We start from the raw sequence: 18,756 nt of genomic DNA on the forward strand, positions 1-18,756 counted from the left end.
TATGGTGGGCGATAGTGGGTTCGAACCACTGACCCCTGCCGTGTGAAGGCAGTGCTCTACCGCTGAGCTAATCGCCCGGTGCGGTGTGAGTTTACGGAAAACCAGGGACTTGGTCAATTTCGGGACGCCTTTTGTTAGAATGATTTCCATGAGCGAGAACTATCGGAAGGCAGTCCGGGACGCCCGCCGCTTGGCGCGCACCCACAGCAGCGGCATCCTATCGACATTATCGGCGGAGATGGGGGGGTGGCCCTTCGGGTCCGTCGCGCCTTATATCCTCGATTTCGAGGGGAACCCCATCCTTTTGCTGTCGGATCTGGCGCAGCACAGCCACAATATCAAGCAGGACGAGCGGGTGAGCCTGATCGCCTGGGAGGACGAAAAGAGCGACATCCAGCAGTCGGGTCGGGTGACGCTTCTGGGGCGGGCTGTTATCACGGAACAGAACGAGAGTCTGCGTGACCGCTACCTGCGCTATCTGCCGCAGGCACAGGAATATTTCGCCATCCACGACTTCCGTTTCTATAAGGTGGCGGTCGAGCGGGTACGCTTTATCGGCGGCTTCGGCGACATCCACTGGATCCGCGGCGAGGATTACCGCCTGGCGGCGGACGCCTTCGATGCGGGATTGGTGGGCGCCGAGAGCGGGGCCGTGGTGCACATGAATGCTGACCACAAGGATGCCCTGGTCCGCTACTGCCGCGCCCATGGTGTGGACGAGCCCGAACCCCGCCTTGTCGGGCTTGACCCCGAGGGCTTCGACGTGGCGACCCGCAAGGGTCGTCTGCGTATCGACTTCGACGCCCCGGTGCGTGATGCCCAAGGGCTACGCGAGGCCTTCGTGCGGATGTCGCGGGCCTCAAGCGCCCGTGGGGACGACCTCCCAGGAGCCATTTCCGGTTAGGTTCAAACGCGTCTTGTGATAGGCGTTCAGGGCGGAACGGTGGCCCACGCTTACCACGGTGCTCTCGGGGAGGCGTTTGCGCAGAAGCGTATAGAGCTCACCCTCGGCCTGCTCATCGAGCGCCGATGTCGCTTCGTCCATATAGATCCATTGGGGTTTCTGCAAGAGGATCCGCCCGAACGCAAGGCGTTGTTGTTCGCCGAGGGATAGGATGAGTGGCCAGGTCTTTTGCTCGTCAATCTGCGGTATAAGGCGCGCCAGGCCCACTGCGGCGAGCACTTCACTTATCGTCTCGGGCGGCGTCTCAGTGTCACCGTGCGGGTAGAGAAGGACATCGCGCAAGGTCCCGAGGGGCAGATAGGGCTTCTGCGGCAGGAAGAGTGAGGATGCCTTGGGGGGTATGGCGATGCGGCCTTGCCCAAAGGGCCAGATGCCCGCGAGCGCCCGCAAAAGCGTGCTCTTGCCGCTACCCGAGGGGCCCGTGAGGAGCACGGTCTCCCCAGGACCCACGGATAGCGACAGATCGGATAGCAAGGGGCGGCCGTCAGGGACATGGAGGCTTACCGACTGAAGGCTGAGCGTATCGGCGGTCTCATGGGTGATGGCGTCGATCTGGGTGGCCGTCGCGCGCACCTCGCGCATGTGCTCGCTAAAGCCCGTGAGTCGGTCCACGACTGCGTGCCAGGCGGCGAGGTCGGGATACATCGTCACGACATAGGAGAGCCCGCCCTGCACCTGCTGGAAGGCCGATGAGATTTGCATGACGAGCCCGAGCTGGATTTGCTTCGCGAAGTAACTGGGCGCCGCGACCAGGAACGGGAAGATGATGGCTACCTGCCCATATCCCGACGAGAACCAATTGATGATCTTCTGCCGACGCATGATGGCCCAGTAGTTGCGGAAGATGTACGCGAATCGCGTGCCGAGACTCTTGTGTTCCAGGTCTTCGCCACCGTAGAGCGCGATGCTCTCCGTGTTCTCGCGCACACGCACCAAGTTGAAGCGGAAGTCGGCGTCGAAGCGTTGCTGGTTGAAGCTCAAACCGATCAGTGGCCGGCCCAGTTTCAGCATAAGCCAGGTGCCGCCCACGGAGTAGATGAGGGCCGCCCACACGAGATAGCCCGGGATGAGCCATTTCTGTCCATCGATCGGGATGGTCAGGCGGTCCGAGAGCGTCCAGAGCATGACCACGAACGAGGCTATGGTCACGATCGAACTCAAAAGCCCGAGGCCGATTTTCAGGATGCCGCGTATGAAGGCGCCGATGTCGTCGGCGATACGTTGATCGGGGTTGTCGGTGCCGTCGCGGAGCAGCTGCATGCGGTAGTAGGCTCGTCCGCTCAGCCAGTCGTCGAGATAGTGATGGGTCATCCAGCGTCGCCACCGGATCTGGAGCATTTCGCCGAGATAGGTCTGATAGACGAAGCCCGCGATATAGAGTCCAGCGAGCCATGAGAAGCGCAGCATGTCGGCCCAAAACGCCTTTTCATTGTAATGTTGGAGGGCGTCGTAGAAGCCGTTGTACCACTCTGTTATCAGGACATTGATGTAGACGAGACCCAGGCTCAAGCCGATGACCACCGCGAGCAGTCCGTAGGCCGACCAACGCTCCTTGGACTTCCAATAAGGTGCGGTGATGTGCCATGCGCTGCGAAAAAAAGCAAGATTGAACCGTTCCATCTGTGAGATAGGCCCCCGGCATTATTTGGGACGCTCTGGAGCGTCTGGCCCTCGGACCGCGCCGGGGCCGCTTTCGTTCCCGCATCATAACATGGCCTGATGGGGGTGGCGGGGCCGGACTTTCCGGTCCTTGACCTCCATTGCGCCATCGCATAGGGTTTGTTGGTCCATGTAGTCCCCACAATAATGTTTCGGGAGGAAACACGAACATGAAGGCACGACCCGCGGTACGTCGGTCTATCGTCGCAGGATTTGCGGCCCTCGCTTCACTCTCCGGTTGCAGCCATAAAAAGCCCCAGGACTCCGAGTCAACATCCAAGACCGCGCTGGCCTCGCCTCATACATGGCCGCTCTATGGTTTGAATGCCGCCCATGATGCGCGTTACAAGGATGCTGGAGGTAAGGCCGTGCAGTGGGTCTTTCATGTCCCGGGCGCGGTGCCTAAGGGTATGAAGAAGGCCGCCATCAAGAAGACCTACGTGAGCATCACCGCAGTCCGCGACCTGGTCGGCATCCCGATCGGCGCGGCGGTCGCCGATGGCACGGTGTATGTGCCGGATGACAATGGCTTCGTCTACGCCCTGGATGCGTCGAATGGTCATATGCGCTGGAAGTTCAATGCGCTAAACCAGATCATGACGACACCGCTCGTGGCCGGGACGGGCGCCAACAAGCTCGTATATGTGGGCGGCGGCAATTCGACCTTTAGTTATACCCAGGCGATCAAGTTCGGGCACAAGGGCGCGCAGGTCGTACGCGGGACCGATGTCAACGGCATCTATGCGTTGCATGCCGCGACTGGCAAGCTGGCCTGGGTGTATCACACCAAGGGCGAGGATATGCCGACTCCCGCGATCGTCGGTGGGACGCTGGTTTTCGGCAACGGCGATGGCCACATCTACGGGCTCGATGCGGCGACCGGTCAATTCAAATGGCGGGTCGGCATCAAGTCCTTTGTGAGCATGTCGTCGGCTACCGTCTACCATAACATCGTCATCATGGGTGGTACCCATCCGAGCGCCTTTTATGCCGTGAACGCCAAGACCGGCAAGCTGGTCTGGCATATCGCTCCCAAGGGCGTCTTCTCGAGCAGCATGGGCGATTGCGCGCCAGCACAGGCGCAGGGCATCGTGGTCACGCAGTTCGAGCAGAAAGCCAAGGGGCATAGGCGCGCCAAGAGTGTCGAGATGGCGCTCGACGCCAAGACCGGCACGGTCTTGTGGCAGACGACGCTTGGGACCGGCAAGGTGCCCCCGCGCAACAAGGATGCGGTCCCCATGATCGTGGGTGGCACGATCTACACCGGCAGCCCCGTTACGGCGAGCGCCTATGCCGTCGACTTGAAGAGCGGCAAGGTCCTCTGGCACACGCCTCTCAAGGTCAAGATGAAGGCCGCACCGAGCGTGTCGGGTTCGCATGTGATCTTCCCGGTTGGTAATGGCGCGATATTCGTAGTCAACCGCAAGACCGGCAAGCTAGAGTCGAAATACATGACGCATCACGGCGGTTTCGGCCCACAAAACGGGGTCGTGATCGGGCAGACCTACTTGATCGGCAGCAACTTCGGCTGGATGTATGCCTTGCCGATCAAGACGCTCCTTGGGGGCGCCAAGTCGTCTTAACGGCGGTGCTACGATCTTGGGCACGGGGGGCGCGGCGGCTGGGTGGCCGCCACCGCCTCTTGGTGTCAGCAGCGGTCGGGATCGCTGTGTTCCTGGCGGTCCCGGTGCGCACCTTAGCGGACATTCGCCTGCTCTTGGGATGGGACGCTGCGTGTCTGGTCTTTCTTACGCTCGCTTGGTCGGTGATGGCCTGGGCCGACGCCAAGGAGACTGCCCGCAGTACCGTGGGCCAGGATCAGAGCGGCTTTGCGCTTCTTCTGGTCGCGCTCATCGCCGCCACGGCGAGCCTCTTTGCGATCATCTTTCTTCTGGGGTACGTGAAGGCCGCACCTCCCTCCAGCAAAGTCTTTTATCTCGCGCTTTCTGTGTCGGCGATCGCCTGTTCGTGGTCGGTCGTGCATACGCTTTTTGCCTTCCACTACGCGCATCAGTACTACCGCGGGCGGGCCGTGCAAGACGGCGTGCGCGATGATGGCGGTATCGCCTTTCCGGGACATGCCTTACCGCACTACATGGATTTCCTGTACTTCTCTTTCGTGATCGGCATGACCTCGCAGGTCTCGGACGTTGCCATCACCTCGCATAGTGTGCGGCGTGCGGCCTTGCTCCATGGGGTTTTGTCGTTTGCCTTCAATACCCTGATTCTGGCGCTCACGATCAATATTGTCGCGGGCCTCATGTAGCACGCCTTACGGGGCGGGATTCGGGGACCGTAGGTGGATCTCTTCGATGGCCGCGAGCGCCTCGGGGGATAGCACGATCTTCGCGTGCGCGACATTCTCCTTCAGCTGATCAAGAGTGCTAGCACCTAGCAGAGTCGATGCCGTGAAAATGCGCGAGCGCACGAAGCCGAGCGCAAGCGCGCCCAGCGGCAGCCCGAAGCTCTCGGCAATGTGCGCATAGGCCTCCACGGCGGGATCTATCGCCGGCTTGCGATAGCGTGGGCCAAACTGCGGGAAGCGATTCAGGCGCGCCTCAGGGTCGGTGTGCGTGAGGTACTTGCCAGTCAAGAGCCCGAAGGCGAGCGGACTATAGGCGAGCAGGCCCAGGCGTTCGCGATGGCAGATCTCGGACAGCCCCGCTTCGAAGGACCGGTTCAGGAGATTGTAGGCGTTCTGGATGGTGATGACGCGCGGCAATCCGAGGCGTTGCGCCGCCTCCAGGAAGCGCATGGTGCCCCATGGGGTCTCGTTGCTAAGCCCGATATAGCGCACCTTGCCCTCGGCGACGAGGGTCGCCAGGGCATGGAGTTGTTCTTCGATGCGGGCGGCCTCGTCGCCTGTTTCGCGTACCTCGTACTGCGTGCCGCCAAAGAGCGGCAAAGGGCGCGATGGCCAGTGGATCTGGTAGAGGTCAACGTAATCGGTCCTGAGCCGCCTCAGGCTCCCTTCGAGCGCCTCGCGCATATTGGCGAGATCGAGGGCGAGTGGGCCGCCCCGAATCCAGGTAAAGCCCCGCGACGGGCCCGCCACCTTGGTGGCGATGACCACGTGGTCGCGCGCCTGACGGGCCAGCCACTCGCCGACGATGGCCTCGGTGGCGCCTTGGGTCTCCGGACGGCCGGGCACGGGATACATCTCCGCCATGTCAAACAGCGTGATGCCCTCGGAGAGCGCGAAGTCGAGTTGGGCGTGGGCCTGGGTCTTGTCGGTCTGTTCGCCGAAGGTCATGGTGCCAAGGCCGATGTCAGACACGGCGAGGTCGGTGCCGGGAAGATGATAGTTGTGCATGGCCGGACTTTGCCAATTTGCCCCGGGGCTGTCAAATCGCCGCCAGCGGGGACCGTTTGGTATACTGCCTGCGCACAGGGAGACGCCTGAAGCGCCTTGCATTGTGCAAGACGATTATCCGTATACTGCCTGCGCACAGGGAGACGCCTTTTCAAATCTCCTTAGTTCTCAAGATCACAAGACCCGGCGTGTGCAGGCCGGCGGTGTACGCCCGAGAGAGACGTGTAGTCAGGCGCGCCCAGGCCCGCGTGGAGGATGGATCGCTTTGGAAGTGTGGCTCATATGAAGGCGCTTGGGTGGTCATGGCAGTCTTAGGCGCGCAGGCGCGGCGCGGGATCGCCATCTTCGGCGCGCACGGACAGCTAGGCCGGGTGTTGACGCGCGTGTTGGCCTGCTTAGGACCCGTGCATGCCCTCGGGCGCGCAGACTGCGACGTGGGAGACGAGGAGGCAGTGCACGCCACTGTGCGCCGCTTGATGCCGGGCGTGATCGTGAATGCATCCGCCTATACCGCCGTGGACCGGGCCGAGTCCGAGCGCGACGTGGCACACCGAATCAACGCACAGGCGCCGGGTTTTCTGGCCGACGCGGCGTCGGCAAGCAACGCTTGGCTTGTGCATTACTCGACTGATTACGTCTTCGACGGGTGCAAGGGCGCGCCTTACGAGGAGCGCGATCCCACGGCCCCGCTCAACGTCTATGGTGACAGCAAGCGTCGCGGAGAGGAGGCGGTACTGGCGCGTCCGATCATGGCCTTCGTGCTGCGTACGGCCTGGCTCTATGATCGCGAGAGCCGCAATTTCTTGACCACCGTTCAGCGTCTGGCCGCCACAGGGCCGCTGCGCATCGTCGCTGATCAGTATGGGACTCCGACCTCGGTCGTGGCGCTGGCCGAGGCCACGAGCGCCATCCTCCGCCACCCGGACGCGGCTGGCGCGGGCGGGCTCTATCATGCCGCTTGCATGGGCGAGACGAGCTGGCACGGGTTTGCGTCTGCGATCGTAGAGGCTATTGGGGCCACAGTCGAGGTTGCGCCGATTACAACCGCGGAGTACCCAACCGCGGCGCGGCGCCCGACGTATTCAGTCCTCGATTGCCATCTCCTGGAAGAGCGCTTCGGCATTGTTTTGCCTTCATGGCAGCGCGCCCTTGCCGATGTCTTAAGGGTCCGGCCATGAACGTGCTTGCGATCGAGACGGCAACGGCCTCTGTATCGGTGGCCCTGGGGAAGGGGGAGACGGTCTACGAGCGCCATGTGCGTGACGCCACGGCGCGCGCCGAGACCGTGCTCGATCTCTTGCGAGCCTTGTGCGCCGAGACGGAGACTCGTTTGGAGGCGATCGATGCTATCGCCTTTGGGCGTGGCCCGGGGTCGTTCACGGGTCTGCGAGTGGCCGCCGCCGTTGCTCAGGGACTTGCCTATCCGCGCGACCTGCCTGTGATCCCGGTGTCGTCGCTGGCCGCGCTGGCCCAGGGGGCGCCCGGACGGCGGATACTGGCGGCCCTCGACGCACGTCGCGATGAGGTCTACTACGGATGCTTCAGACGCGCCGATAATGGACTGGTAGTCCCCGAGGCCGACGAACAGGTGGGACCGCCTGACTGCGTGTCGTGCGCGATGGGCGTCGATATCGCCGTGGGAAGCGGGGTCGATCAGTACGTGGATCGTTTTCTGCCCGCGCTCGTGCAGACGCGCGATCCCGGGCGCGTGCCCACCGCGTCCGCGGTGCTGGCCTTGAGCCTGGAGGCCTACGCCCGGGGCGCATGGGTGCACGCCTGCGATGCGCTACCCGTGTATCTGCGCGACGACGTGGCGCAGGCCCGGATCTAAGGAGGACCACCGTATGGACGCCGATCTCGATGCGCTCGAATTCGCGGGTATCCGCAGACTCTTGGAGCGACTGACCTCGACCCCCTACGGGGCCGATGCGGCCCGCGCCTTGACCCCGGCCCCGGACGTTGCGACCGCTTTAGGTATGCAGCGCTCGGTGACCGCCGCGCGGCTTGCCATAGAGAGCGGCGCCCACGCCTTACCGCGACTACCCGACATACGCGCGGCCTTACGGCAGGCCGCCCAGGCGAAGAGCGCCCTTGCCGGGACCGCGCTTGCCCATATCGCTCAGCTGTTGCGTGCCGCCGAGCCCTTGCGCGCCCTCTGCGGCCGCTTTCCCAATCTCAGTCTCGATGAGGCGTCCTTGGCAGGCGCGCCTGATCTCTTGGCGCGCCTGGAGGCGGCGGTGACCCCGACCGGGCGCCTGACCGATGGGGCAAGCCCCAGGCTCGTGGAGATCGCCCAGGAGTTCACGCGTGAGCGCGAGGCGGTCGAGGCCGTGCTTGCCACGCGGCTCACGGCGCTTTCGCTCAAGAATGAGGATGGCGAGACCATAGTCACGAATGGGTCAAGGATGCTTTTGGCGCTGCCCCCCGAGGCGGCCGCCCAGGTCAAAGGTGTGCGTCGTGGGCCCGCGGCCTATGGACGCCGCTCTCTGGTGGAGCCCCTGGAGGCCGTGGCAGCCAATAATCGGCTCGAGGCGCGGGCTGGCGAACGCGATGCCGAGGAGCTCGCCGTGCGCCGTGCGCTCACAGCGGAGGTGCATGCTGCGCAAGGTCCGCTCGATGCCTTACTCGGGACCATCGCGTGGATCGATATCGCCTTCGCCGGGGGCCACCTCAGCATCCATATGAACGCTCACGCGCCGCAGTTCACGGCCGAGCCCGCCTTGCGTTTGGAGGCGGCCTATCACCCGGCCATGCTGCTGGCCTTCGCCGATCGGCGCGGGCCTAAGCCCGTGCCCTTATCCATCACGCTCGATGCCCATCATCCGATGCTGCTGGTGACAGGCCCCAATACCGGCGGCAAGACCGTGGTCTTGAAGACCGTGGGCCTATTGGTCGCTATGGCCTATTGCGGGCTACACCTGCCGGCGGAGGGGCAGGCCGTCATCGGTTGTTTCGGTCGCGTGATCGTGGACATCGGGGATCGCCAGAGTCTGCTCCATCAGTTGTCCACATTCGCGGGCCATGTGGAGGTCTTGAAACGCCTGTTGGACGAGGCCCGCGCCGACACGCTCGTGCTCATGGACGAACTGGGCACGGGCACCGACCCGGAAGAGGGGGCGGCGCTTGCCATGGCGGTACTCGATGAACTTGCGCGTCGCGCGGTGCGTGGCATCATCACGACCCACTTAAGCCCGCTCAAGGGCTACGCGGCCGCCCACCCCTATCTCACCAACGCCACCATGCGCTTCGACAGCGAGCAGCTCGTTCCGACTTATGAGCTCGAGGTCGGCCAGAGCGGCTCCTCGCATGGGCTCACGATCGCCGAGCGTCGCGGGCTTGCCCCCACGCTTTTAGAGGCCGCGCGCGCCCATCTCACCCGTCTCGAGGCCGCTCGCAGGCCCCCACCCTGAGCGCTCAGTCTTCCTCGTCGTCGGGTTCGGGCACCGGCGCTACGGCATGGACCTTGAGCCGTGCCATCTGGATCGCGGTTCCGCGCGTACGCACGATGTCGACGAGGTAGCCGTTTAGGAGCAGGCTCGTGCCCGGTGACGGGATGTCCTCCAGGTATTCGGTGATGAGGCCGTTCAGGGTCTTGGGGCCGTTCAGAGGCAACTGCCATCCGAGCGCGCGATTGATGTCGCGGATGTTGGTGCTGCCATTGATGAGGAAGCTGCCGTCCGGCTGCGGGAAGATGTCGTCGGGGGTACCTGGCGCCTGGGTCGTGAATTCGCCGACGATCTCCTCCAGGATCTCCTCCAGGGTGACGAGGCCCATGAGGTCGCCGTATTCGTCGACCACCAGGCCGATATGGCGACGCATCGTCTTGAAGTTTAGGAGTTGGGTGGCGAGCGGCGTGCCCTGGGGGATGTAGTAGGGCTCAAGGACCGCCGATTCGAGACTCTCGCGGGTGAGTCGTCCGGCGAGCGCCAGATGCAGGGCGCGCCGCACGTGCAGCATGCCTATGACATTATCCAGACTGCCTCGGAACACCGGGAGCCGCGTATAATGGCTGCGTCCGAGGAGGTCCACGATCTCGTCCCAGTCGGCCTCGAGATCGAGGCCCTCCACCTCGCGACGCGGCACCATGACGTCTTCCACCGTACTTTTCTCGAGGTCGAGAATGGCGAGCAGCATCGCGCGGTGGGAGGTGGGGATGAGGCTTCCGGCCTCCAGGACCACGGCGCGCAATTCCTCGGCGCTCATTTGATCCGGCGTCTTGGGTTTCACCGACACCCCGAAGGCCCGCAGCAGGTGATTGGCAATGAAGTTGATGGTGGCTACGAGCGGGTAGACCACGCGCAAGAGGGGCGTGAGCACGTAGGCCGACCCGAAGGCGACCGGTTCGGGGTAGAGCGCTGCGAGCGTCTTGGGGGCGACCTCGGCCACGATCAGGATGACGAGCGTAAGTAGGCCCGTAACGAGCGCGAGCACGCCCACCCCATAGAGTTGGATGGCCATCAGAGTCGCCACCGACGAGGCGGCGATATTCCCGAAATTATTGCCGAGCAGCACGACGCCTAAGAGGCGATCGGGACGCCGTAGCAGGCGGCGCGCAAGACGTGCCCCCCGGTGACCGGCTTCGGCCAAGTGCCGGAGCCGGTAGCGGTTGACCGTCATGAGGCTGATTTCGGCCGCGGAGAAGAACCCCGAGAGGAAGATCAAGAAAATCAATACGCCGGCCAGCGTAGCGAGGCGGACGTGGTCCAAGGGTCGAGGCGGCTCCAGAGAGTGAAGCGAGTGACCCTACCATAGGCCGCGGCGTTTTTCGAGACCGGCTCGATACCCGAGCCCCGGAACAGGGCTGCGGGAGCGGCTTTTTAGCGGGGCAGGACCAGCTTGAAGAGGAATTCCGCGCTCAAGTAGGCAAAGACCAAGAGCACGAAGCCACCGATCGTCCAGCGCACCGCGTTCAGGCCTCGCCAGCCGAATTGACGGCGGCCTATGAGCAGGACGGCGAAGGCAAGCCAAGCGACCAGCGACAGGATGCTGTGATGGGTGAACGGCAGCGGGTTTCCGAAGAGTTGCTCGGAGAAAAAGAAGCCGCTTACGAGCGTCAGCGTGAGCAGCAGAAAGCCCACCTGGATCATCTCGAACATGAGCGTTTCCATGGTCTCCATGGGGGGGATGGCGCGCAGCGGTTGCCGCGTATAGCGTCGCCGCAAGCGACTCTCCTGGACCCACAAGAACAGGCTTTGGACGACCGCGATGCTCAACAGGCTGTAGGCCAGGATCGAGATGACGATATGGGCCACGAGCCAAGGGTCGGAGATGCGCGTATCTTCGCTGCTTGCTGGCAGAAAGATCTGTCCTATCGTGGCGATCGCGGTGCTCGGCATAATGAAGGCCCCGAGGCTTCCAATCGGTTTGCGCAGGGACGCTATCAGGAATATGGCGGCCACCGCCCAGGCATCCAGCGAGAGTATGGTGCCCACGCCGAGCGTGAGGTGGCCGTCGTGATCGATGTCCCCGATGAGTAAAGCGCCTTGCAGCACCACCCCGAGCCCGCCGAACGCCATGGCTCGCTTTAGGTCGCCCCCGGCGTTCGGCAGCGTCTCGAGTACGCGCCAGTAGAACACGGCCGAAACCGTGTACAGGCCGATGGCCACAATATGGAAGAGGAGTTGTATCATAGGCGGCATTGGTATCGTGGCGCGATGATGTCATACCCAGGGGGGCTGCGGGAAGGCCCGCGTTTGGTCAAGACCCCTGACCGCGGGCGCAGCATCAATAGGAGACGGAAATGTTTGAAACCTTGAGTAAGCGTTTACAAGGGGCGCTGCGCACCCTGCGTGGAGAGGCACGGCTTTCCGAGAAGAACATCGGCGAGGCCTTGCGCGAGGTGCGTATCGCCTTGCTGGAGGCCGATGTCGCGCTCTCGACGACAAAGAGTCTCATAGAAACGATACGCACGCGGGCGCTGGGCCAGGAGGTGATGGCGACCTTAAACCCGAGCCAGGCGGTCATTAAAGTTGTTTATGACACCCTCGTCGAGACTATGGGAGTGGCCTGCGATCGCCTGAATCTCGCGACGCGCCCCCCCGCGGTGGTCCTGCTCGCGGGTCTCCAGGGCTCCGGCAAGACCACGAGCGCGGCCAAGCTTGCGCGCCTTTTGCGCGAGCGTGAAGGCAAGAAGGTGGCGCTCGTGAGTGTCGATATCTATCGCCCGGCGGCGATGGATCAGCTCGAGCGCCTGGCTGAGGAGGTTGGGGTCACCTTCTATAAGGGCTTGCCCGAGGAGCGCCCGGAGGCGATCGCGCGCCGGGCCCTGGATCTGGCGCGTCGCGAGGCGATCGAGGTACTCATCGTCGATACCGCAGGCCGTCTGCACGTGGACGAGGAGATGATGAGCGAGGTGCGGGCGCTGCATGCCGCTACCGATCCCATAGAGACCTTGTTCGTCGTCGACAGCATGACAGGCCAGGACGCCGTGAACACCGCCCAGGCCTTCGATGCGGCCTTGCCGCTTTCCGGTGTGATCCTCACCAAGACCGACGGTGATGCGCGGGGCGGCGCGGCGCTGTCGCTGCGCGCAGTCATCGGCAAGCCGATCAAATTCCTCGGTACGGGCGAAAAGACCGACGGCCTGGAGCCTTTCCATCCGGAGCGTCTGGCCTCGCGCATCCTTGGCATGGGCGATGTCCTCACCTTGATCGAGGAGGCGGAACGCAAGGTCGATCGCGAAAGCGCCGAGCGCCTGGCCGACAAGTTCAAGAAGGGTAAGGGTTTCGATCTCGAGGATTTTCGCGAGCAGATGCTGCAGATGGAGCGCATGGGGGGTGTTGCAAGCCTGCTGGACAAGCTCCCGGGCATGAGCGAGCTCCCAAGCGCCGCGCGCGCGCAGATGGAGAATCACGATACGCGTCGGCTCGTCGCCATCATCAATTCGATGACACGCCAGGAGCGGCGGTTTCCTGACACCATCCGTGGCTCGCGCAAGCGGCGGATCGCACAGGGTTCGGGCACGGGTGTGCCGGAGGTCAATCGGCTTTTGAAGCAGTTCGCTCAGGCCCAGCGCCTCATGAAGCAGATGGGTAAGGGGGGATTGAAGCGGATGCTGGCCGGTATGAAGGGAAAAATGCCGGGTTTACCCTTCTAGAAGGACCTTGCCCCAGCGCGCGGTGCGCCCTATAGTGGCGCAAGCGGTCTTTAGGGCGCGTCGCGGCGCGGATGGTCGGCAAGGGAGGCTATAAAGATGGCCACGGTGACAGAAGCGAGAATTCCGGATCGGCGCGGTAGCGGACGCAAGATGATTCAACACTTGTTGTCCGAGCGGCGTGACATGCTCGTGCTCTTTTGCCGGGTCGCAGGTCTTGGTCCATTCTCTGATCGGAAGACACACGTAGACTTGCTGCAGGCCTTTTGCCAGATCCTCGTGGATTATATGGGCGCGGCACACTTTTCGTTGTATCAACGCATCGTGGAAGGTAATGAACGCCGCCAGGATGTGCTGGTTTTGGCCGACAAGATCTACGGGCGTATCGAGGCCAGTACGGAGACTGCGATCTGGTTCAACGACAAGTACGACCGCTTGAGGGATGAGGTCTTGGCGGCCGATCTCCATGCTGACCTGTCGGTCTTGGGCGAGGCGCTCGCCACCCGCATCGAACTTGAGGACCGTTTGATCGCTGCTATGGGCTAAGTCGTGCTCGGCGCCCCCATAGGGCGCGTAGGGCGATCCAGTGCATGCGTGGGTCCGGTAACAGGATGCGGCCCGCCAGCAGTCTTCGAGGGTCCGCCCTCATTTCTTCAGAAAGTTCCACAAGCAGGCACTCCCCGAGCGCGGCAAGCACGCGCGTGGAACGTGGCAGGAGCGGCGCGGTCAGGGTCTGGCGCCGCGCGACCTTGTAGGCGTTTGCCGCCCAGTCGCGCAAGACCTCCATGGCCGCTTGTGGGTCACCTCGCTCATGGTTCCGGCTCGATGCCTCAGCCGCGAGCGATGCAATCTCCCAAGGACGATGACGGCAGGCGAGGCCTATGGTTTGCAGGCGCGCGGTGAGGGCGTAGGCAGTCCCGACCTGCTCGGCGTAGCCCAGGGCTTCGGGTGCGACGGCGCCCTCGAGGGCGGCGACGAGCCTTAAAGGTCGACCCCCTTGCCCCGTGAGGAGCGTACGAAACAAGTCCCCCGGAAAGCGGTCCGCCAGTGCGGCCTCGGCCCGCGCGGCCTCGATCGCGCTTAGTGCGATCGCGCACACGGATCCGGACGGGAGCGCGCGAGCCAGAGGGTGGCGGGCCGCACCGGTCGTGGCCGCCGCAAGTTCCGCCTCCCAGAAGGCGATCTTCGCGCGCCGCACCTCGGGCGCGGGCGTTGCGATTAGCACGTTCTGGATCTCATCGAGCACGGCGTAGAGCGCGCGCAGCGGCGCCCGCGCGCGGCAGAGGGCGTAGCGCGCGCTTAAAGTGAGCGGGGTGGTCATGGAAGCGGACCGCGCCCGCCGCTGGGCTGCGCCTTGGGCGCCGTGGCTCTATCTCTTGAGCTGATCGCGTTTGCCCTTGACCTCGTCCCACTGCGCGGCATCGGGGAGGGCATCCTTCTTTTCGAGAATGACAGGCCACGCCTTGGCAAGTTCGGCGTTGACGGCGATGAAGTCGCGCTGATCTTCCGGGACTTCATCCTCCGAGAAGATAGCCGATACCGGACACTCCGGGACACATAAGGTGCAATCGATGCACTCGTCGGGATCGATGACGAGAAAGTTGGGGCCTTCGCGAAAGCAGTCGACGGGACAGACCTCCACGCAGTCTGTGTATTTGCATCGAATGCAGCTCTCGGTGACCACGTAGGCCATAACACGCTTCCTCCCAAAAGCCGCCATATTAGGCGAAGGCGGCGTTCCAGGAAACCGCAGGCTTGCGATCTGGCCTCCCTCGTGAGTACTATGGGTGAGTCTGCTTAAGGGGGTCGTGGCTATGGATACGGTCGAGCGACGGCGATTATCGTGGCGGGAGCGGCGTCTCGTAGCCTGGATCGCGGCATTGCCTGCCGCCGAACCTGAGCGGGCGCTCGCGCTTTTGGCGCAATCGGTAGTGTCCCTTAATAGGGTTCTCCTCGAGCCTTCCATCCGTATCTCCCTTCTGCGGCACTACGAAAGCTCGGCAAACGACTTAGCGGGCGTGTTCGCCCGTCCGGGTCTGGCCGGATCTCTAGCGGGGATCGCGACCACCGTGCATTCCGAGATTGCCCAAGGTTACCAGATGGCGCTCAGTCCCGAGCTGCCCGCCGAGTGGCGGCTGATCGCAGTCGAGGGTGCGATGAGGAGCTTGACGGAGGTCTTGCGTGCCGCTTACCGGGTCTATGTACCGGCGCCGCCCGGTTTATGGCGGCGCATTCACACCCTGTTTGGCTCTGTGGCGAACCCCACGCTCGACCTGGAACGGCTCTACATCGGGGTCGTGTTGCTGGGTCTGTCGGATCCCTATGCGCTCCCCGCTGGGGGCATTGATGCGGTCTCGCGCATCATAGGCGAGGTCGGCGAGCGCGCAGTCCTGAATGATGTCTCGGGCTTTGGCCTCGTAGCCGGCATGGACAAACCTGCAGAGCCGGTGGCGACCGAGGCCAAGCTGTTTCTCGATACTACGTCGTTACTCTCCGAGCTTACGCGGCTGCGAGAGGATTTGAGGGCGCGCCGGCCCCTGCCGCCGCGGCTTGCCGCTAACGTGCTACCCGATCTTGCGCTGCGGGTCTGTGCGATGTTGGGCGAGACGTGGCGGCCCGGTCCGCGGCGTCGATCGCTGCGCATTCGTATCGGCGGCGAGCGGCTCGTCTGTCAAGGCCTGCCGGCGCTCCAAAGGTTGCGGGCAGGCGATGCGCCGGCCCATCATTTCGTCGAGCTCGATATCCCGTGGGGAGGTGCCCGCGCACCGTCCACGGAAGACTCGGGCCAGACCTTGCCGCGCGTGACGACCTGGACCATTCGGGATGCGGGTCGCGCGGGGCTGTGGCTCTCCTGCGCTGACCTCGATGGGCGGCCGCCTGCGCCTGGGACATGGATCGGGATCAAGGATCCATCGGGAGGCGGGGCTTGGCAGGCGGCAACTGTGCGCTGGCTCAGGCGTTCGCGTCCTCGGGAATACGCCATCGGTGTGGCCTTGCTCGGCGATGCGCAGACCGAGACCATTCTGCGCATCGATCCGCGCCGCGCGGCCTTTGCCGCCTCGCCTATGAGCAGCTCTCCTTCCTGGGCGGTAACGCCCCCCAGACCCTCCGCCGCCGCTCAGTCCCCCGTAGTGGCGGTCGGGCCGACGATCCCGGTGCGACGCGTGGCCCCCTAGAAAGAAGGGCGTCTGCGTTGTGCGCGACCGCTTGCGGTCAGGCCGTGTCGGCGGTGCCAGGGTTGGCGAATACCGCGCGCATGTGGCCGTAGACGCGCGGATTGGCGGCGAGGATATTACCGCTGTCGAGTGGATCGCCTTCTGTGAAAAGATCGCTCGCGATCCCGCCTGCCTCGCGCACGAGGAGGGCGCCTGCGGCGATGTCCCAGGGCTTCAAGCCCGTCTCCCAGAACCCATCCAGCCGTCCGCAGGCCACATAAGCAAGATCGAGCGCTGCCGAGCCTGCACGGCGGACCCCGCTCGTGCGACAGGCGACGCGTTCGAAAAGCCGCACCCACTGGGCTACCGAGTCGCTCTCCCGGAAGGGAAAGCCCGTGCCGAGGAGGGCGCCGCCGAATTCGGTCACGCGACTTACGCGGATGCGTCGATCGTTCAGCTGGGCGCCCTCGCCACGGGTCGCCGTGAAGAGTTCGTCGCGCAGAGGGTCAAAGACCACGGCCTGTTCCAGGCGACCTCGGCGGCGCAAGGCGATGGACACGGCGAACTGCGGGAAGCCATGCAGGAAATTGGTCGTGCCGTCGAGTGGGTCTATGACCCATTCCCATTCGTCGCCCGCGCTTGCGCCGCTCTCCTCGGCGAGGATGGCGTGGTCCGGGTAGGCACCCCGCAAGGTGTCGATAATAAGCTCTTCGGCGCGCCGATCCACTTCCGTGACGAAGTCATGGCGGCTTTTGGTCTCGACGCGCAGGCGATCGACGTCGGGTAGTGCGCGGACGATGACGTTCCCGGCCCGGCGGGCGGCCTTGATGGCCGTATTCAACATGGGGTGCATGGTGGCTCCCGCAAAAGCCGAGCATTGTAGCCGGGCGGGGGGACGTGTAAAAGGCTTATGTCCCGCAGGCATGGGCCGCGCGCAAGGCTTGAGGTGTTAAAGATCGATGGATATGCCCGATATCCGCATTATTCTGGTGCGACCACAGCACCCTGGTAACGTTGGGGCGTGCGCGCGCGCCATGAAAAATATGGGCCTCAGGCGTCTCGTCCTAGTCGCCCCGCAGCGGTTTCCGGATGCCGAGGCGGTAGCGCGGGCGGCGGGTGCCGACGATATCCTAACGGCCGCCGAAATCGTCGACGACGTGCCCGCGGCGGTCGCCGAGTGCGTGTTCGTGGTAGCCACGAGCGCGCGTGACCGCACCATCCCGCTGCCGCGCCAAGACGCCCGGGCCGCGGCTGCCACTCTGTGCGCACAGGCCCGCTCGGGTCCGGTCGGTCTGCTCTTTGGAGCGGAGCGCACGGGTCTTACGAACGAGGAGGTGGACTATGCCCACGCCCTCGTACAGATCCCGGTCGACCCGCAGTTTGCCTCTTTAAACCTCGCGGCCGCTGTGCAGATTCTCTGTTATGAGATCCGCTGCACGATCCAGGCGGGCCCGGCCCCCGCCTCCGCGCACAAGCCGGCCTCGCAGGACGCCTTCAACCGGTTTCTCGAGCACCTGGAAAAAACCATCACGGATGTTGGCTTCCTGAATGAGAAGCACCCGCGCAAGCTCATGCGGCGGCTGACCCGTTTGTTCCGTCGTGCGCTTCCTGATGACAACGAGATCCAGATCCTACGCGGCCTATTGAACGCCGTCGAGAAGCCTTATCCGCCGCGCAGATGAGTCCTGAGGCGCCCCCGCGTAATACTTGACAAATTTAGTAGGAAAAGGCCTAATGACGCGATGGGGAAGACAGGGGTCGAGCAAACCGGATCGGTCGCGGCGAAGGGCTATTTTGCCAGCATCCTCGCGCGCGATCCAGCGGCGCGCTCGTGGTTCGATGTCGCGACTTTGTATCCCGGGGTGCAGGCGCTCGGTTTGCATAGGCTGGCGCATGCCCTGTGGCGGCGCGGGTGGCGCTGGGCGGCGCAGGCGGTGGCGCGTCTGTCGCGTTTCCTGACAGGCATCGAGATCCACCCGGGGGCTCGGATTGGGCGGCGGTTTTTCATAGACCATGGGATGGGCGTCGTGATTGGTGAGACCGCCGAGGTCGGCGATGATTGCACCTTGTATCAGGGGGTGACGCTCGGCGGGACCAGTTGGCAGCCGGAGAAGCGCCACCCGACGCTCGGCAATAACGTCGTGGTCGGGGCCGGCGCAAAAGTGTTAGGTCCCATCACGGTGGGCGATGGGGCTCGCATCGGCTCCAACTCGGTGGTGGTGAAGGACGTGCCGCCCGGTGCCACGGTGGTTGGTATCCCGGGTCAGGTGGTGGTGAAGCGCAGCGAACGGGAGCGGACACGCGCCGCGCTTGCGCAGAAGATCGGCTTTGAGGCCTACGGCCAGGCCGCACAGATGCCGGACCCCGTGGCGCAGGCCATAGACCGTGTGCTCGATCATTTGGCAGTGGTGGATCGACGGATGGGGGCCCTGTGCGAGGAACTGCGTAAGGCCGGGATACCGCTCACCGACCTAACCGAGATCAGCAATCGCCACGGTAATGGGGCGGCAGGCCCCAAGCACGAAGCGGCGGCCCCGCAACCCCCCGAACATAATAGTTGACTAAATCACTC

At 63.9% G+C, this 18,756-nt stretch carries 18 protein-coding genes and 1 tRNA gene; 11 read left to right on the top strand and 8 right to left on the bottom strand.

The genetic code is table 11. The annotated features are described in order from the left end of the window. Positions 1 to 2 precede the first annotated feature (2 nt). Positions 3 to 77 (bottom strand) — tRNA-Val (locus ACYCTF_RS08435). 71 nt (positions 78 to 148) lie between these two features. Here ACYCTF_RS08435 and ACYCTF_RS08440 point away from each other — a divergent pair. After that, a complete protein-coding gene (locus ACYCTF_RS08440) occupies positions 149 to 904 on the top strand; it encodes a HugZ family pyridoxamine 5'-phosphate oxidase (protein WP_461283223.1) in 756 nt (251 codons plus the stop codon). Here ACYCTF_RS08440 and ACYCTF_RS08445 read toward each other — a convergent pair. Continuing rightward, the gene (locus tag ACYCTF_RS08445) at positions 860 to 2,584 is read right to left on the bottom strand and encodes an ABC transporter ATP-binding protein/permease (RefSeq protein ID WP_461283224.1); all 1,725 of its coding nucleotides are present in this window, start codon (positions 2,582 to 2,584) and stop codon (positions 860 to 862) included. The two genes, ACYCTF_RS08440 and ACYCTF_RS08445, sit on opposite strands and share 45 nt — an antisense overlap. A gap of 209 nt (positions 2,585 to 2,793) precedes the next feature. On the opposite strand from ACYCTF_RS08445, the gene ACYCTF_RS08450 reads away from it, so the two are divergent. Both ACYCTF_RS08450 and ACYCTF_RS08455 read left to right on the top strand, forming a co-directional pair. Then, positions 2,794 to 4,206: an outer membrane protein assembly factor BamB family protein gene (locus tag ACYCTF_RS08450; protein WP_461284780.1), complete on the top strand. Its 1,413-nt coding sequence runs from the start codon at positions 2,794 to 2,796 to the stop codon at positions 4,204 to 4,206. A 104-nt stretch (positions 4,207 to 4,310) separates the two neighbouring features. After that, a complete protein-coding gene (locus tag ACYCTF_RS08455; protein WP_461284781.1) occupies positions 4,311 to 4,889 on the top strand; it encodes a DUF1345 domain-containing protein in 579 nt (192 codons plus the stop codon). A 6-nt stretch (positions 4,890 to 4,895) separates the two neighbouring features. On the opposite strand, the gene ACYCTF_RS08460 is transcribed toward ACYCTF_RS08455, so the two are convergent. Next, positions 4,896 to 5,936 carry an aldo/keto reductase gene (locus ACYCTF_RS08460; RefSeq protein WP_461283226.1) on the bottom strand — a complete coding sequence of 347 codons (1,041 nt, stop codon included), beginning with the start codon at positions 5,934 to 5,936 and terminating at the stop codon, positions 4,896 to 4,898. A 302-nt stretch (positions 5,937 to 6,238) separates the two neighbouring features. Here ACYCTF_RS08460 and rfbD point away from each other — a divergent pair, with 302 nt between their 5' ends. From rfbD to ACYCTF_RS08475, 3 genes are read left to right on the top strand one after another with little or no spacing between them, the layout of a single operon-like run. After that, positions 6,239 to 7,114, top strand: a complete 876-nt coding sequence (rfbD, locus tag ACYCTF_RS08465) for a dTDP-4-dehydrorhamnose reductase (RefSeq protein WP_461283227.1) — start codon at positions 6,239 to 6,241, stop codon at positions 7,112 to 7,114. Then, positions 7,111 to 7,767 (top strand): tRNA (adenosine(37)-N6)-threonylcarbamoyltransferase complex dimerization subunit type 1 TsaB, encoded by a 657-nt coding sequence (tsaB, locus tag ACYCTF_RS08470; RefSeq protein ID WP_461283228.1) that lies wholly within the window; start codon positions 7,111 to 7,113, stop codon positions 7,765 to 7,767. Before rfbD ends, tsaB begins: the two co-directional genes overlap by 4 nt. 13 nt (positions 7,768 to 7,780) lie before the next feature. Then, positions 7,781 to 9,346, top strand: coding sequence for an endonuclease MutS2 (locus ACYCTF_RS08475; protein ID WP_461283229.1), 1,566 nt, complete (start codon positions 7,781 to 7,783; stop codon positions 9,344 to 9,346). 4 nt (positions 9,347 to 9,350) lie between these two features. Here the strand turns inward: ACYCTF_RS08475 and ACYCTF_RS08480 are convergent, their stop codons facing one another. Both ACYCTF_RS08480 and ACYCTF_RS08485 read right to left on the bottom strand, forming a co-directional pair. Then, the gene (locus tag ACYCTF_RS08480) at positions 9,351 to 10,643 is read right to left on the bottom strand and encodes an HlyC/CorC family transporter (RefSeq protein ID WP_461283230.1); all 1,293 of its coding nucleotides are present in this window, start codon (positions 10,641 to 10,643) and stop codon (positions 9,351 to 9,353) included. Positions 10,644 to 10,753: 110 nt separating this feature from the next. Next, the gene (locus ACYCTF_RS08485; protein ID WP_461283231.1) at positions 10,754 to 11,566 is read right to left on the bottom strand and encodes a cytochrome C assembly family protein; all 813 of its coding nucleotides are present in this window, start codon (positions 11,564 to 11,566) and stop codon (positions 10,754 to 10,756) included. A 110-nt stretch (positions 11,567 to 11,676) separates the two neighbouring features. Between ACYCTF_RS08485 and ffh the strand changes: the two genes are divergently transcribed. Both ffh and ACYCTF_RS08495 read left to right on the top strand, forming a co-directional pair. Beyond that, positions 11,677 to 13,032: a signal recognition particle protein gene (ffh, locus tag ACYCTF_RS08490; RefSeq protein ID WP_461283232.1), complete on the top strand. Its 1,356-nt coding sequence runs from the start codon at positions 11,677 to 11,679 to the stop codon at positions 13,030 to 13,032. 96 nt (positions 13,033 to 13,128) lie between these two features. Then, complete coding sequence (locus tag ACYCTF_RS08495) at positions 13,129 to 13,575, top strand: sigma D regulator (protein WP_461283233.1); 447 nt, start codon at positions 13,129 to 13,131, stop codon at positions 13,573 to 13,575. On the opposite strand, the gene ACYCTF_RS08500 is transcribed toward ACYCTF_RS08495, so the two are convergent. Together ACYCTF_RS08500 and fdxA are read right to left on the bottom strand one after the other, a co-directional pair. Continuing rightward, entirely contained in the window at positions 13,565 to 14,350 is a 786-nt protein-coding gene (locus ACYCTF_RS08500; protein WP_461283234.1) for a hypothetical protein, read from the bottom strand. The genes ACYCTF_RS08495 and ACYCTF_RS08500 overlap by 11 nt on opposite strands. Positions 14,351 to 14,398: 48 nt before the next feature. Beyond that, entirely contained in the window at positions 14,399 to 14,722 is a 324-nt protein-coding gene (fdxA, locus tag ACYCTF_RS08505) for a ferredoxin FdxA (protein ID WP_461283235.1), read from the bottom strand. Between the two features lie 94 nt (positions 14,723 to 14,816). Here fdxA and ACYCTF_RS08510 point away from each other — a divergent pair, with 94 nt between their 5' ends. After that, the gene (locus ACYCTF_RS08510) at positions 14,817 to 16,205 is read left to right on the top strand and encodes a hypothetical protein (RefSeq protein WP_461283236.1); all 1,389 of its coding nucleotides are present in this window, start codon (positions 14,817 to 14,819) and stop codon (positions 16,203 to 16,205) included. 37 nt (positions 16,206 to 16,242) lie between these two features. Here ACYCTF_RS08510 and ACYCTF_RS08515 read toward each other — a convergent pair whose 3' ends face one another. Further along, the gene (locus tag ACYCTF_RS08515; protein WP_461283237.1) at positions 16,243 to 17,037 is read right to left on the bottom strand and encodes an inositol monophosphatase family protein; all 795 of its coding nucleotides are present in this window, start codon (positions 17,035 to 17,037) and stop codon (positions 16,243 to 16,245) included. Between the two features lie 112 nt (positions 17,038 to 17,149). On the opposite strand from ACYCTF_RS08515, the gene ACYCTF_RS08520 reads away from it, so the two are divergent. Both ACYCTF_RS08520 and cysE read left to right on the top strand, forming a co-directional pair. Next, positions 17,150 to 17,866 (top strand): RNA methyltransferase, encoded by a 717-nt coding sequence (locus ACYCTF_RS08520; protein ID WP_461283238.1) that lies wholly within the window; start codon positions 17,150 to 17,152, stop codon positions 17,864 to 17,866. Positions 17,867 to 17,926: 60 nt separating this feature from the next. After that, positions 17,927 to 18,745, top strand: coding sequence for a serine O-acetyltransferase (gene cysE / locus ACYCTF_RS08525; RefSeq protein WP_461283239.1), 819 nt, complete (start codon positions 17,927 to 17,929; stop codon positions 18,743 to 18,745). The last annotated feature ends 11 nt before the right edge of the window (positions 18,746 to 18,756 follow it).

The organism is Acidiferrobacter sp. (assembly GCF_054609335.1).

What these genes read in the sequence shown, in the direction of transcription:
- ACYCTF_RS08495 (WP_461283233.1), top strand. Translation starts at nt 13,129, where the DNA reads ATGGCCACGGTGACAGAAGCGAGAATTCCGGATCGGCGCGGTAGCGGA.
- ACYCTF_RS08485 (WP_461283231.1), bottom strand. Translation starts at nt 11,566, where the DNA reads ATGATACAACTCCTCTTCCATATTGTGGCCATCGGCCTGTACACGGTT.
- ACYCTF_RS08475 (WP_461283229.1), top strand. Translation starts at nt 7,781, where the DNA reads ATGGACGCCGATCTCGATGCGCTCGAATTCGCGGGTATCCGCAGACTC.
- ACYCTF_RS08460 (WP_461283226.1), bottom strand. Translation starts at nt 5,936, where the DNA reads ATGCACAACTATCATCTTCCCGGCACCGACCTCGCCGTGTCTGACATC.
- ACYCTF_RS08500 (WP_461283234.1), bottom strand. Translation starts at nt 14,350, where the DNA reads ATGACCACCCCGCTCACTTTAAGCGCGCGCTACGCCCTCTGCCGCGCG.
- fdxA (WP_461283235.1), bottom strand. Translation starts at nt 14,722, where the DNA reads ATGGCCTACGTGGTCACCGAGAGCTGCATTCGATGCAAATACACAGAC.
- ACYCTF_RS08520 (WP_461283238.1), top strand. Translation starts at nt 17,150, where the DNA reads ATGCCCGATATCCGCATTATTCTGGTGCGACCACAGCACCCTGGTAAC.
- ACYCTF_RS08450 (WP_461284780.1), top strand. Translation starts at nt 2,794, where the DNA reads ATGAAGGCACGACCCGCGGTACGTCGGTCTATCGTCGCAGGATTTGCG.
- ACYCTF_RS08515 (WP_461283237.1), bottom strand. Translation starts at nt 17,037, where the DNA reads ATGCACCCCATGTTGAATACGGCCATCAAGGCCGCCCGCCGGGCCGGG.
- ACYCTF_RS08445 (WP_461283224.1), bottom strand. Translation starts at nt 2,584, where the DNA reads ATGGAACGGTTCAATCTTGCTTTTTTTCGCAGCGCATGGCACATCACC.
- cysE (WP_461283239.1), top strand. Translation starts at nt 17,927, where the DNA reads ATGGGGAAGACAGGGGTCGAGCAAACCGGATCGGTCGCGGCGAAGGGC.
- rfbD (WP_461283227.1), top strand. Translation starts at nt 6,239, where the DNA reads ATGGCAGTCTTAGGCGCGCAGGCGCGGCGCGGGATCGCCATCTTCGGC.
- tsaB (WP_461283228.1), top strand. Translation starts at nt 7,111, where the DNA reads ATGAACGTGCTTGCGATCGAGACGGCAACGGCCTCTGTATCGGTGGCC.
- ffh (WP_461283232.1), top strand. Translation starts at nt 11,677, where the DNA reads ATGTTTGAAACCTTGAGTAAGCGTTTACAAGGGGCGCTGCGCACCCTG.
- ACYCTF_RS08440 (WP_461283223.1), top strand. Translation starts at nt 149, where the DNA reads ATGAGCGAGAACTATCGGAAGGCAGTCCGGGACGCCCGCCGCTTGGCG.